Annotated in this window: 13 protein-coding genes; 9 read left to right on the forward strand and 4 right to left on the reverse strand. The window is 60.8% G+C overall.

Annotation, left to right across the window (positions count from 1 at the left end; translation table 11 throughout):
- The first annotated feature begins 109 nt into the window (after window positions 1-109).
- The 3 genes from trpS to ACLI1M_RS02595 all read left to right on the forward strand — a co-directional run bounded on the left by trpS (window position 110) and on the right by ACLI1M_RS02595 (window position 3321).
- On the forward strand, window positions 110-1135 hold the full coding sequence (gene trpS / locus ACLI1M_RS02585; protein WP_248099786.1) for a tryptophan--tRNA ligase: 1026 nt from the start codon (window positions 110-112) through the stop codon (window positions 1133-1135).
- Between the two features lie 103 nt (window positions 1136-1238).
- On the forward strand, window positions 1239-2318 hold the full coding sequence (locus ACLI1M_RS02590; RefSeq protein ID WP_248099784.1) for a YhjD/YihY/BrkB family envelope integrity protein: 1080 nt from the start codon (window positions 1239-1241) through the stop codon (window positions 2316-2318).
- Window positions 2319-2373: 55 nt separating this feature from the next.
- Window positions 2374-3321 carry an RDD family protein gene (locus ACLI1M_RS02595; RefSeq protein WP_248099782.1) on the forward strand — a complete coding sequence of 316 codons (948 nt, stop codon included), beginning with the start codon at window positions 2374-2376 and terminating at the stop codon, window positions 3319-3321.
- Here the strand turns inward: ACLI1M_RS02595 and ACLI1M_RS02600 are convergent.
- Complete coding sequence (locus tag ACLI1M_RS02600) at window positions 3284-4477, reverse strand: D-alanyl-D-alanine carboxypeptidase family protein (RefSeq protein ID WP_248099780.1); 1194 nt, start codon at window positions 4475-4477, stop codon at window positions 3284-3286. The genes ACLI1M_RS02595 and ACLI1M_RS02600 overlap by 38 nt on opposite strands.
- Before the next feature lie 39 nt (window positions 4478-4516).
- Between ACLI1M_RS02600 and ACLI1M_RS02605 the strand changes: the two genes are divergently transcribed.
- The 3 genes from ACLI1M_RS02605 to ACLI1M_RS02615 are packed head-to-tail and all read left to right on the forward strand — an operon-like array spanning window position 4517 to window position 7138.
- Window positions 4517-5407: an adenosine deaminase gene (locus tag ACLI1M_RS02605; protein WP_234288125.1), complete on the forward strand. Its 891-nt coding sequence runs from the start codon at window positions 4517-4519 to the stop codon at window positions 5405-5407.
- 21 nt (window positions 5408-5428) lie between these two features.
- On the forward strand, window positions 5429-6106 hold the full coding sequence (locus tag ACLI1M_RS02610) for a type 1 glutamine amidotransferase domain-containing protein (protein ID WP_049383641.1): 678 nt from the start codon (window positions 5429-5431) through the stop codon (window positions 6104-6106).
- The gene (locus ACLI1M_RS02615) at window positions 6107-7138 is read left to right on the forward strand and encodes an alpha/beta hydrolase (protein WP_248099778.1); all 1032 of its coding nucleotides are present in this window, start codon (window positions 6107-6109) and stop codon (window positions 7136-7138) included.
- 327 nt (window positions 7139-7465) lie between these two features.
- Here ACLI1M_RS02615 and ACLI1M_RS02620 read toward each other — a convergent pair whose 3' ends face one another.
- The 3 genes from ACLI1M_RS02620 to ACLI1M_RS02630 are packed head-to-tail and all read right to left on the reverse strand — an operon-like array spanning window position 7466 to window position 9979.
- A complete protein-coding gene (locus tag ACLI1M_RS02620; protein WP_248099776.1) occupies window positions 7466-8704 on the reverse strand; it encodes a hypothetical protein in 1239 nt (412 codons plus the stop codon).
- 51 nt (window positions 8705-8755) lie between these two features.
- Complete coding sequence (locus ACLI1M_RS02625) at window positions 8756-9700, reverse strand: C40 family peptidase (RefSeq protein ID WP_248099775.1); 945 nt, start codon at window positions 9698-9700, stop codon at window positions 8756-8758.
- On the reverse strand, window positions 9701-9979 hold the full coding sequence (locus ACLI1M_RS02630) for a chemotaxis protein (RefSeq protein WP_248099774.1): 279 nt from the start codon (window positions 9977-9979) through the stop codon (window positions 9701-9703).
- A 57-nt stretch (window positions 9980-10036) separates the two neighbouring features.
- Between ACLI1M_RS02630 and upp the strand changes: the two genes are divergently transcribed.
- From upp to ACLI1M_RS02645, 3 genes are all read left to right on the forward strand, one after another.
- Window positions 10037-10672 carry a uracil phosphoribosyltransferase gene (gene upp, locus ACLI1M_RS02635; RefSeq protein ID WP_248099773.1) on the forward strand — a complete coding sequence of 212 codons (636 nt, stop codon included), beginning with the start codon at window positions 10037-10039 and terminating at the stop codon, window positions 10670-10672.
- Window positions 10673-10719: 47 nt separating this feature from the next.
- Window positions 10720-11094, forward strand: coding sequence for a helix-turn-helix domain-containing protein (locus tag ACLI1M_RS02640; RefSeq protein WP_248099772.1), 375 nt, complete (start codon window positions 10720-10722; stop codon window positions 11092-11094).
- Window positions 11095-11187: 93 nt separating this feature from the next.
- Window positions 11188-12378: a M20 family metallopeptidase gene (locus ACLI1M_RS02645; RefSeq protein ID WP_023020676.1), complete on the forward strand. Its 1191-nt coding sequence runs from the start codon at window positions 11188-11190 to the stop codon at window positions 12376-12378.
- The last annotated feature ends 39 nt before the right edge of the window (window positions 12379-12417 follow it).

Below are 12417 nucleotides of genomic sequence, written 5' to 3' on the forward strand. Positions count from 1 at the left end.
CGCATTCCCTCTGCCCTCCGGGCGGGGGGGAATTTTTCGATCCGGGAGGGACACTGCTGGGGGAAGGATGTGGACCGCGCGCCGGAGCTAGGGGGTAGGATAAAGCACCATGACTGCAGACAATTCCACCGTTTCCCGCGTCCTGTCCGGTATCCAACCCACCGCTGATTCCTATCACCTGGGTAATTACCTGGGAGCGCTGAAGCAGTGGATTGACCTGCAGGACGGCTATGATGCCTTCTACTTCATCCCTGACCTGCACGCGATAACCGTAGAGCAAAATCCGGAGGAGCTGCGCAACCGCACCATCGCGGGTGCCGCCCAGCTTATTGCCCTAGGCATTGACCCGGACAAGTCCACGCTCTTTGTCCAGTCGCACGTGCCTGCGCACACGGAGTTGACCTGGGTCTTTCAGTGCCTGACCGGTTTTGGTGAGGCCTCCCGCATGACCCAGTTCAAGGACAAATCCGCCAAGCAGGGATCGGACCGCACCTCGGTAGGCCTATTTACCTACCCGATCCTCATGGCCGCAGATATTCTGCTGTACTCGCCGGATTATGTGCCCGTGGGCGAAGACCAGCGCCAACATCTGGAGTTGACCCGCAACCTGGCCGAGCGCTTCAACAATAAGTACGGCGATATCTTCAAGGTGCCCGAGCCGTTTATCCCAGAGGGCGCGGCCAAGATTTATGACCTGCAGGAGCCGACCTCCAAGATGTCTAAGTCCGGAGCCAACCCCAAGGGTTTGGTCAACCTCTTGGATGCGCCGAAGACCTCAGCCAAGCGCATTAAGTCCGCCGTAACGGATGACTTGGGCTCGGTAGCCTTTGACCGCGAAAATCAGCCGGGTGTGTCTAACCTATTGGTCATCCAGTCCGCGCTGACCGGTGAATCCATCGATTCCCTGGTGGAGAAGTACGCCGGCCAAGGCTATGGCCACCTTAAGGTCGATACCGCAGATGCGCTGCAGGAATTTACCACTCCGCTCAAGGCACGCTTTGATGAGCTGATGGCGGATCGCGGCGAGCTCGAGCGCATCCTGGCCAAGGGCGCAGAAACGGCGCAAGAAATTGCCCAGCCGCTTGTCGACGACGTCTATGAAAAGGTCGGCTTCCTTCCTCGCCTGCGCAAGTAGCAAGGGGGCTGCTTCCCCCGTGCTCCACCCCACAAAGGGACAACAGGACATTTGCCAGTTACTCTAGGTGGGATAAATACTGTGCGAGCAAGAAGGGAAGCACGTGCCTACCACCACGCAATCCTCCTCGAAGAAGACGGACCACTACGGCATCGAACGCGCCAATGCCGACGATCCCGGTGCGGTAGATAAGATCCGCGCCAAGTCCGGATTCGTTGATCATCTGATGCGCATGAACGAGCGCTATGGTGCAGAAGGCGGAAACCAATTTGCCGCCGGCATCACCTATTACTCGGTGCTGTCTATCTTCCCGCTCGCGATGCTGATCGTGGCTACCGTCGCCGCCGTCTTGGCTAATCGCGAGGACTTGCTCAATGACTTGCAGTCCCAGATCACCAGCTCGCTAGATGGCGATATGGGCGATACGGTCAACGAGATTCTCGATACGGCCATTGAGCAGCGCGGGGCCATGTTTGGTATCGGTGGTTTGACCACCCTGTGGTCCGGACTGGGCTGGATGAATAACCTGCGCATCGGCATCTCGGCTATGTGGGGCATCGACGCCAACGAAGGCGGTTCCTTCCTGAAGAAGAAGCTTTCTGACTTGGTAGGTCTCATCGGCCTGATCCTGGCGTTCCTCATCGCCTTTGGCGTGACTGCCGCCGGTTCCTCTGGTCTTACCCAGAAGATTTTTGAGAAGGTCGGCATCGAGTCCTTCCCGGGCATGGATTTTGTGATTTTCTTTGTCGGCTTGGCAGTGGGCCTATTGGCTAACTTCATCGTCATGTGGTGGATGATTATGATCCTGCCGCGCACCAAGGTGCCGAAGAAATCTGGCCTCATCGGTGCGGCCATCGGTGCGGTGGCTTTCGAGCTGCTCAAGCAACTGTCTACGGTCATCATGTCTTCTGCTACCGGCAGCCCCGCCGGTGCGGTCTTCGGTCCGGTCATCGTGATCATGGTGGTCATGTACCTGATTTGGCGCGTGGTGCTGTATATCTCCGCGTGGACCGCCACCACCGCCGAGTCCCTGAAGTTTGCGCACCCGCCTGTCCCAGAGCCAGCCGTAATTCGCGTGCGCAATGAGGTCAAGGAGGGCGCACCGGCAGGCGCGACCTTCGGCATTGGTGCTGCTTTGGGTGCTGCGGCCGTGGGTGCGTTTAGCTTGCTGCGCCGCAAGTAAATCTCCTCCTAAGGGGTGAGGACGCCGCTGCTATTCGGCTTTAAGATAGAACATTATGAACGCCAATGACATCGCACCGAATCTTTATGAAGAATGGGGACTAGACCGCCGCGATGGCGAGCGGGAACTCTTAGTTTTACTGGAGTCCAAGGATTTGTCGCTAGAGCAGCAAGGTCAAGACATCGAGGACCCGCGGCGTGCGCAGCTGCGCATCGCCGCCAGCGTCTTGGGCTCTGCTGCGAAGCGCGCGGAATACGATAAGGCGTGTGAGGCGGGTCTGCGCCCCACGTGGGGTGACTTGGGACAGCTGGGCGCGATAGGCCAGTGGAGCCCGCGGCCGCAGCAACAGCAGCAGCCGCAGCAGTCGCAGCAGGCTCAGTTCTTTCAGTCTGGTCAGGCGGCAGGACCGGGGTACCAAGCGCACCAAGAATCACGATTTGCGCAGACTGCTAGCCCTTACGGGTCGCCGTATTCACGCAACCCCTTTGCCCCGCAGCACAATCCTTTCCCTCCGGCAACGGCGAACGCGGCCGTCCCCGCACCGCTGCTACAACACCCAGCGCCTGAAATCAGTCAGCGCGCCGGTCAAGATGCGCGCATCGGAATGGCCATTTTGGACCTATTCTTTTTCTCACTCATCAGCGGTAGCTTCGGCGGCGCGCTGCTTTCTGGTGGTGTGGATGAACTCTCGACGTTTATCGGTGGTGCCATCATCTTGCTGCTCTACGTTTTGGGCACTGAGTGTTGGCTCGGCGCCAGCCCGGCCAAGCTGCTGATGGGCTACACAGTGCGCGATGTCGATACCAAAGAGCGGCTTAGCCTCACCCAGTCCGCAAAGCGTCAGTGGTGGCGCCTAGTCAATATTGTGCCGGGACCTGGTACCTTCGCCAGCTGGGTGGGTGCCGGCGTGCACACCTTCACCATTACGGAGAAAAATAACCGCCGCGGCTCCCACGATGAGTGGGCTAACGCCGAAGTAGTGAAAAAGCACCCACGCAAATAGCCAGCAAAGCTACAGCGCCAGCGATGACCCAGCCAAGCCACCCCTGCACCCCAGCTAAAGAGGAGTTTGCAGATTGTGCCTGGGTATCGGGCGCAGGTGTGGGTGCGAGGGAGGCAGGAGAGTCGGCGTCGGCAAGCAGCTGGCCTACGCCATCCCCAGGGGAAACCTTATAGGCCTCGTACAAAAGCTTTTGGGCCTGTTCCCAGGCACGCGGGCCGTGCTCCACGGTGGTATCGAGCAGGACCGCCTGCAAGCGCCGACCATGGCGATCGAGCGCACCGACGAAGGTATGGTGCGCATCATCGGTAAAACCCGTCTTGCCACCAATGCCGTCCGGATCGTTGAGGAAAAGCCCGTTATCGTTGCCTAATTGGTAGCCGTCAAAATCTCCCCAGCCGGGAAAATCCACGGACTCCGTATCGACAATGCGCGCAAAGGTCGGGTTATGGAAGGCCGCGCGGTAAATGCGGGAAATATCCTCGGCCGAGGTAGACATCCCCGGGGCGTCGAGCCCGGAGTAGCTGGCCGCAAAGGTGGAATTCGTGCCAATCTCGGCCGCCTTGTCATTGACCTTGCGCAAAGTGACCTCGTCGCCGCCCAATTCCTGTGCCAGCGCGTGCGCGGCATCGTTGCCGGAAGCCATGAGCAAGCCCTCAAGGAGCTGCTCCACCGTGTACTTGCCACCGGGACCGATGCCTACCGCAGAGCCGTCAATCTGTGCAGATTCTTCGCCTACCTCGACCTTCTTGTGCAGATCCAGTTCGTCGATGACCACGAGCGCCAGCAGCGCCTTAATGATAGAGGCCGGCCGGTAGCGGCCGTTAGGGTCCTTCATCGCGATAATCTCGCCGGTATCGATATCGGAGACCATCCATGCTGCGGCCACTACATCCTTGTCCACATGGAACCCCGCAGGCAGGGTAGTACCGCATGCCTCATCGCTATCCACCGGTGGCAGCGGGGTGGGTGAGGCTTGCCCGGGGGCGAGCCGCTCCGAGGTGGTAGTGGCCTTTTCCGGCCGCTCGGCGTGGGGGCACCTATCGGTATCCGGGGCAGTGGTTCGCGTGGTGGTAGGAGTAGTCGGCGCTTCCGCCAGCGCGAGCGGTGGGCCGCTCAGCAAGACGGCGGTGAGAGAACTAGCGAGAATTCTTTTCATGACATGACACATCTTAGGCCCGTGCCTACGATGGGACGCATGCATGACGCGCCTTTAATTAGCCCAGAAAATAAGGACTCCGCCGCCGACGTGGTGGCCAAGCTTCCTAAGGTCTCCCTCTTTGAGACCATTACCTCCACGGCCGCTACGCCGGAGGAGCTTACCGCGACCATCCGTGAGCGCTACGAGGCCTTGGCCGCAGACGGCGTGGTCTACGCAGAGGTGCACCTAGACCCCGCAGAGCTTGGTCTCGACGCTGCCGCTGTGGTGGAGGCCGCCGCAGCCGCCCGCATCGCTGGTCTTGACTCCCGCCTTGTCCTCGCTGGCTCGGCCCCAGAGGAAGCAGTGCCTGATGATGCCCCCGTGGTGGGTTATAGCCTGCCGCAGGGCCAAGCGAGCGGGGCCGCAGATTTTCGTGCGGCTTACCTGCCCACCCAGATCCAGGTGGGAGAAGACTTCGCAGAAGTAGAACGTGCCGCCCAGGCAGGCGTGAATCGCCTGATCCATCCGGTCAATATGATCGATGACTTCAGCGCGAATATTGAGGGCATTGTGCCCGGCCAGGCCTCTGGATACATCCGCGACCGTCACATCCCGCTCGTCTTTACTCCACTTGAGGAAGCCGAAGACCTCAATGACCACCCGCTGCCGCTGCTGCAGCAGCTGGGCTTTACCTGCGCCATTTCTTCGGGCGAGACCACGCTGACCAAGCAGTTCCTCGCGCTAAGCGAGGCCTTCGGGTATGGGCTGGAGGAATTTTTCGATCTCACCGTCAAAGCGGTAGAGAATTCCTTCGCTGACCAGGAATTACGGCAGCATCTGCTAGAAACGGTTATCCTGCCAGCATACGAGGAATTATCTGATCCGGAGCTTGCCGGCCCGGACACGGAGGAGTCCCTCGCTGATGCGGCAGAAGCCGCTGAAGAATAAAAACGATTAGAGGAGATTTAGATGCCTTCTGTACTTTTTGTTGTTACCGCCGCTGAAGAGTGGACGCTGGCTGATGGCACTAAGCGCCCCACCGGCTACTGGGCCGAGGAGCTTATTGCCCCTCACCGCGTCTTCCAGGGCGCGGGCTGGGATATCCACTTCGCTACTCCGGGCGCAAAGGCTCCCGTAGTAGACGAGTACAGCCTGGAGGTTCTGCCAGATAATGTGCGCGAAGCACAGGAAAATTACCTCGCAGAGCTGGGTGTAGCGCTGGAAAACCCGATGAACCTGGCTGAGGTCAAGGAGGAAGATTATGACCTTATCTTCTACCCAGGTGGCCACGGACCAATGGAGGATCTGGCCTATGACCAGGATTCCGCTAAGCTCTTGCAGGCGCGCATGGATTCTGGCCGCGCCCTCGGCTTGGTCTGCCATGCCCCGGCCGCGCTCTTGGCAGTGGATAACGAGAATTGGCCGTTCAAGGGCTACAAGATGACCGCCTTTAGCAATGCAGAGGAAGGCGAGGAGATGGTTGCCGCCGCTAAGTGGGCGCTGGAGACCCGCCTGCGTGAGCTCGGCGCGGATTACCAGGAAACCGATCCCATGTCCCCGAACGTGATTGTGGACCGCAACCTCTATACCGGTCAGAACCCGGCATCTTCCGAGCCGTTGGCACAGCGCATCCTGCGCGACTTCTAAATGCACATACCGCGAGTTCTCAAGGCCGGGGCAGCCCTAACCGGGGTTGCCGCGGCCGCGGGGGCGGTGGCGTATGGGCTAAGCCGCCGGCCGTACCTGCGCGAGGTGGCACCGGGGTTGCGCAGCCCGGTTTTATATCTGCCGATGCATGTGCTTCCCGACGCCACCTTTGCCCACGCCAGCCGCTTCTTCGCCACCATCGACTTTTCTCGACCAATCCGGCATGCGGTGGACATTACGGAGTTTTCCGCCTCCTTCGATGGCCACGCTTTTAGCGCCCGCGTACTTACCCCACGCGGCGCTACCGCAGGGGCAGCCGCATCAGGACCGCGCCCCGTGGTGGTGTGGACGCACGGCGGCGGCCATCTCATCGGTGGGCCTGCTATGTATGACCCGCAAAATGCTCGCATGGCGGCCGAGTTGGGCGCCATCGTGGTAGCCCCGCGCTACCACAAGTCCACCCAGGAGCCGTTTCCAGCAGACCATAATGAATGCTATGCCGCGCTGCGTTGGGTACAAGAACACGGCGATACCTTGGGCGGGGATACCTCGCGCATCGCCGTCGCCGGTGATAGCGCAGGCGGCGGACTCGCCGCAGGCCTAGTTGAACGTGCCTTCGACGAGGGGCACCCGGTCCGCGCGCTCGGATTGGTCTATCCCATGCTCGATCACCGCACCACGGATAAGTCCGGCGCGGTGGGCCAATTCATCTGGACGGCCGGCTCGAACCGCGGCGCGTGGTCCATGTACCTGGGAAACGATCACCTGGATGTTGACCTGCCGCGCTATGCTTCGCCGGCCACGCGAGCCGATCTCTCCGGCCTGCCGCCGACCTGGATCGGAGTCGGTGGCATTGATCTTTTCCGCGATGAATCCGTCGCTTTTGCTCGAGCCCTCGACGCAGCCGGCGTGGAAACTACCCTCGATGTATGGGCCGGTGCCTACCACGGGTTTGACCAGATTAAACCCAAGGCCCCGCAATCGCGTGAGCTTATCGACGCCCTCATTGACCACCTCCGCCGCCACCTTTAAAGTCACACTCAGGGAGGTCAAGCGGTGAACTACAACACGCACGTATCGTGGGTCGTATTCTTCGTCAGCGCTATTGTGCTCGGCCTGATACTGGGCGGGGTCTTTGGAATAGGAACTCTAGGCCGCTCCATTGTTGGACTTAGTGCGGGCATAGGGTGGCTGATTTTCGATAAATACATGCGCGACCGGAGCCGACGCCAAGAGCAAGAAGCACGCGGCGACTAGACGCACAAAGCCGCCCCCTTCTCCTCCCACGTGCTGGGAGTGGGGAGGAAAGGCGAGGCGGCTGATGCCACGCGCGGCCGAGGCCGTGCGAACCGTGCTGGTTTAGAACTTGGAGAAGCGCTTGATGAGCATGTCTTCCAAGCCCTTCCACGACTCTGCATGCTCGTTGTACGGCTTGGACGGCACATAGCCGGCGTGTTCGGTAGAGCCGAGCATATAGCCCAAGTAGTCCTGCAGGCGGGGGTTGGCCAGCATATAGGAGTTAATGGAATCGTCGCCGGCCCAGTCGGCGGCATCGGCGCATACTTCGTAGCAACGCGCCATCTGATCAGAATCGACGGCCTCTGGGCCCTTTTCAATATCGCGCACAATGCCAATGAAAGAGTACTGGTTATCCGGGTGGACCTGCACTTCCAATTCGCCGGCGTTGGCAGCGGAGACAACCTCTTCCCAGGTGGATACGCGGGCTAGGTCGTGGTCATCGTTGTCCATGATCCAGCGCACCAAGGTCTTCGGAGAATCGAAGGTGAAGATTTCGCCCCACTTGCCCAAGAAGATGGGCTTGCCGTCCAGGTAGGTGCGTAGGGTGTAGACGGACTTGGACTGCGCGGTGATCTTGATGGGATCGATGCCGGCGGCGGCCCACGGGGAGTTGTCATACGGGTCGGCTGCCTCGGCGGCGGCCTTGCGCTTTTCTTCGGCTTCCTTGGCCGCTGCTGCGGAGGCGGCGGCAGCAGAAGAGATGCGCTCCTCGGCATCGGAAACCTTGGCCGCGTCAAAGTCATCGGTGGAGACCACGCGAACGTGCTGATCCAGATCCTCGATGACTCCCTTCCAATTGCCGGCGATGACGTGGCCCACGCCGGACCACTCGCTCATGCCCTGCTCGCCGGAGTAGTGGTCGGCGCCGCGGGAGACATTGCGCAGAATGGAGTGGGAAGCGAAGAAGATGGTGGTGTGTTCTGCACCGGCGACGTCAGCAAGCGCGGAGGCAATCTCCAGGTTGCGGGCCACCGTGGATACGTTCTGGTGGCTCGGGCGACCAGCCAGTGCCTCCGGCATACCGATGAGGTCATACTCATTGCGCTCGGCCGGGGTGACGCGGTTCGCATCGCGGCTGGCAAACTGGTCCCACTGCGGGTGGTCCAGCAGATCGTGCTTGGTGCCAGACTCTAAGAAGCACAGCAGCTCGGCAGGCGAGTTAAAGGCTAGGACGGCCTCGTCGTCGCCCAAAAAGGCCTGCCACTCGGAGCCATTTTGGCGCCACTTGGGTGCCCAGAGGGTATAAAAATCGCCCTCGGTCAGCGAGAGCTTTACAGGTACAATTGCGCGGGTGCTCATGGCGTTTTAGTCTACCCAACGCCCCAAGTAGCGCGCGAGAGCGCATCGGCCTTAGGACGTAGGGCGCCAAAAGCCTTTGAATTGCATACCCATATTTGTAGTGCGCAGCGGGTTGGTTTGCACCGGATCGCCGGCCTCTACGATTTCGCCATTGCCGGAATACATTGCCACGTGTCCATCCCATACCACCAGGTCACCAGGTTGGAGTTGGTCCGCGCTGACTTGTTGGCCCACCGCTTGTTGATCCGCCGTGCGCGGCAAGTCCACTCCGGCCTGTGAATATGCCCATTGGGTAAGGCCCGAGCAATCGAAGCCACCGTTTCCGGTGCCACCCCATACATAGGGTTGGCCCACTTGGCTCTTTGCGGCGGCGACGGCAGCCTGACCGGCGGCAGAACCACCTTCGGCAGAGGGCTCCGGTGCCGGCGGGGGAGAAGGAGCCTCGTGTGCCGTGGCGTCGGCGCCAGCCCCCTCGCCCGCCGCAGATTGTGCAGGAAGAGCGGTGGCTTGCTGGGCACCGGTGGGGCTTACGGGGGCGTCGGCAAGCGCGGAGCGCACTGGCCGCTGCGCTACCGGATGCAAAGACTGAGCGGCAGCGCTGAGATCACCCATCAGGCGTTGCACGCGAGCAGTAGCCATGCCCAGGTGCTGGGAGATAAGTGCGCGAAGCTGAGCCAGAGCGGCTGCACGCGCCGACGGATCCAGCGACAGGAAACCCAGCGCGGTGGGCAGGGCCTGGCGCACCAGCTGCGTGGCGATGCCCACCAAATCCCGGATGGTGCCCGCTACCAAGGTGCGGGCCTGGCCGAGCGCGGCAGAGATGGTTGCATTATCGAGGTCGATGTTTTTCGCTGACTCGAGTAAAGGAGCGGGATTGCCGTGGGCGATGGCTGCCAAAGGCGCGGCGGCGGAAAGGTCCGGCACGCGGGGAAGCTCTACCTCCGGAAGCTGCGCCGGTTGCATGGTGGCGATCTGCTTGAGCGCGGTATCGAGCATCTACATCGCCACCCCAAAACGCTGGCCTAGCGCGGCATCGGTATCTTCTGCCTCGCGCGACATGTGGAAACCGGAGTGGGCTACCTGCCCCATATCGTTGCGTAGCACGCTCATGCGCGCGCCCACATTATCGAGCGCGGCATGCACGGCCTCATTAAAAGCAGTGAAAGCGGAATCTTCCGGCAAAACGGGATGGGGCGGATTCTCCCCTTGGGACTGGGCATGCAGGTCGCGGGCAAGGTGGCGGGCATAGTCGGTATCGATCGTGAAAGGTCTCATGCCCTATTGGACTGCCCAATGGCCCATTTGGTTCCCAAAAAGTTTAAAGTGGTGGTCATGGACATCCACGTAGTAGACCACCCGCTAGCCGCCGCCCGCCTGACACTCATGCGCGATGCGCGCAGCGATAACTCCGCCTTCCGTGCCGCTTTAAAAGACTTGGGCGCCATGCTCGTGTACGAAGGATCTCGCGACCTTGCCGTGGAGAACTTCGACTGCGCCACCCCGGTTTCTACCGCCCAAGGCACCCGCCTGCAGGACCCGCCCATTATCGTGCCAATTATCCGCGCCGGGCTGGGCATGGTGGATCCGGCCCTGTCCATGATTCCGGATGCACAGGTCGGCTTTATCGGCATGGCGCGCAACGAAGAGACGCACGAGCCAGTGCCGTACCTGGAGGCATTGCCGGAGGATCTGACCGGCCGCACGGTGTTCGTGGTGGATCCGATGCTGGCCACCGGTGGTTCCCTGCTGCACGCATTGCGTCTGCTTGCCGATCGTGGCGCCACCGATATCACCGCCATCTGCATGGTCTCGGCGCAGCCGGGTGTGGATGCGCTGGCTGAATCCGATCTGCCGGTGCGCCTAGTCACCGCCGCTATCGATCCTTCGCTCAACGAGGATGCTTATATCGTGCCGGGCTTGGGCGATGCGGGCGACCGCCTCTACGGCCCGCGCAATATCGACCTTTAAGGTAGTGTTCTCCCTGGAAAGGCGACCGCACTTTCCAGGGGGAGTATATGAGTTTCATTCATTTAATGTGGTCGAGTTATGGCCACGGATTTTCACAGCAATTGCGGCGCGTGCGGAAACGTAGGGGGATTTCGCAACAGGCGCTCGCGGAGATTTCTGGGGTCTCCCGCAGCCAAATTTCCAATTTGGAGCGCAATGAAAATGGCGTGCATGCCATGGCCGACCCGCAGCTGTCTACGGTATATAAGCTGGCCTTGGCCCTAGAAATCCCGCCGGCGGTGCTGCTGCCGGCCGGCGGGGACGTGGTGGAAGGGCATTTGACCGATTCCGCGGTGGCCGCCGCCGAGGACGTCGCGCCCTTCCCACAAGGCTATGTGGACCGGCGTCGGTTTGCCGCCACGTGGAATGGCGCCTTTTGCTAGAGCACCCCGCATCACCACCTGAGTTACTGAACCGCATGGTCTAGTTGTAGACTTTGCACCCAGACGTATTTCAACGACAGGGAAGGCACGCGGATGATCTCGGAATTCATCAACGAGTGGTTCAATGCCCACCGTGCGGAGGTCATTGCGTGGCGGCGCCATATCCATCGCCACCCGGAAACCGCGAACCAAGAGGTAGAAACCACCAACTTTCTCGCCTCAATCCTGCAGGACTACGGTCTGGTGCCCCAGCGTTTCCCACAGACCGGCCTCATGGTAGATATTGGCCCCGATACGGAATTAGGCCGATTAGCTTTCCGTGCGGATATTGATGCCCTGCCAGTTACCGAGGTCACCGGCCTGGAATATACCTCTGAGGTGCCCGGCAAGATGCATGCTTGCGGCCACGATGTACACACCACCGTGGCGCTCGGCTTGGCCTGCGCGTTGGCGGATTTTCAGCGCGTCCACGACCTGCCGCTGGGTATTCGAGTCATCTTCCAACCCGCCGAAGAAGTATGGGTCGGCGGTGCGACCGACGTTATTGAATGGGGCGCGTTGGAAGGCGTGCATTCCATTTTTGCCATCCACGCCGAGCCCAAGTTGCGCGTAGGCCGAATTGGCATTCGCGCCGGGGCGATAACCTCCGCTACTGACGTAGTGGAGCTCAATATCAAGGGTCCGGGCGGGCATACCTCCCGTCCGCACCTGTCCGCCGACGTCGTCTATGCCCTGGGCAAGGTCATCACCGAACTGCCCGCGCTGCTTTCGCGCCGCGTTGACCCGCGCACCGGCACCGTTTTGGTCTTTGGCCAGGTCAATTCCGGCTATGCGCCCAATGCCATTCCGGAGACTGGCAGCCTAACCGGCACCATGCGCACAGCCGATATTGGCATCTGGCGCGATATGCAAAGCCTCTTTACCGAACTGGTGGATCAGATCCTCGCGCCGGTAGGCGTAGAACATGAGCTGACCTATAACCGCGGCGTACCACCGGTGCTTAACGACGACGTCGCAACCGCCCTGCTTGCCTCCGCCGCCCAATCCATCGATCCGCAGGCCGTGGTCCAGGCCCCGCAGTCCTCCGGTGGCGAAGACTTTTCTTGGTACTTGGAAAAGGTCCCCGGTTCCATGGCGCGGCTGGGTTGCTGGTCCGGCGAAGGCGAACAGCATGACCTGCACATGGGCGATCTCATCGTGGACGAGCGAGCCATCGGCGTGGGCATCAAACTCTTCGGCGCCGTGGTTGAGCAGTTCATAGGGGAGAATGCGGAGACAGACTAACGCGCTTTAAGGTCCCACACGTTAGACTCGTAAGCGACT

The organism is Corynebacterium sp. LaCa54, from assembly GCF_046717495.1.
Taxonomy (GTDB): domain Bacteria; phylum Actinomycetota; class Actinomycetes; order Mycobacteriales; family Mycobacteriaceae; genus Corynebacterium; species Corynebacterium kefirresidentii.

Bases quoted from the DNA above. Each gene is read 5' to 3' on its own strand.
- trpS (WP_248099786.1), top strand. From the start codon at position 110: ATGACTGCAGACAATTCCACCGTTTCCCGCGTCCTGTCCGGTATCCAA.
- ACLI1M_RS02595 (WP_248099782.1), top strand. From the start codon at position 2,374: ATGAACGCCAATGACATCGCACCGAATCTTTATGAAGAATGGGGACTA.
- ACLI1M_RS02600 (WP_248099780.1), bottom strand. From the start codon at position 4,477: ATGAAAAGAATTCTCGCTAGTTCTCTCACCGCCGTCTTGCTGAGCGGC.
- ACLI1M_RS02605 (WP_234288125.1), top strand. From the start codon at position 4,517: ATGCATGACGCGCCTTTAATTAGCCCAGAAAATAAGGACTCCGCCGCC.
- ACLI1M_RS02610 (WP_049383641.1), top strand. From the start codon at position 5,429: ATGCCTTCTGTACTTTTTGTTGTTACCGCCGCTGAAGAGTGGACGCTG.
- ACLI1M_RS02615 (WP_248099778.1), top strand. From the start codon at position 6,107: ATGCACATACCGCGAGTTCTCAAGGCCGGGGCAGCCCTAACCGGGGTT.
- ACLI1M_RS02620 (WP_248099776.1), bottom strand. From the start codon at position 8,704: ATGAGCACCCGCGCAATTGTACCTGTAAAGCTCTCGCTGACCGAGGGC.
- ACLI1M_RS02625 (WP_248099775.1), bottom strand. From the start codon at position 9,700: ATGCTCGATACCGCGCTCAAGCAGATCGCCACCATGCAACCGGCGCAG.
- ACLI1M_RS02630 (WP_248099774.1), bottom strand. From the start codon at position 9,979: ATGAGACCTTTCACGATCGATACCGACTATGCCCGCCACCTTGCCCGC.
- upp (WP_248099773.1), top strand. From the start codon at position 10,037: ATGGACATCCACGTAGTAGACCACCCGCTAGCCGCCGCCCGCCTGACA.
- ACLI1M_RS02640 (WP_248099772.1), top strand. From the start codon at position 10,720: ATGAGTTTCATTCATTTAATGTGGTCGAGTTATGGCCACGGATTTTCA.
- ACLI1M_RS02645 (WP_023020676.1), top strand. From the start codon at position 11,188: ATGATCTCGGAATTCATCAACGAGTGGTTCAATGCCCACCGTGCGGAG.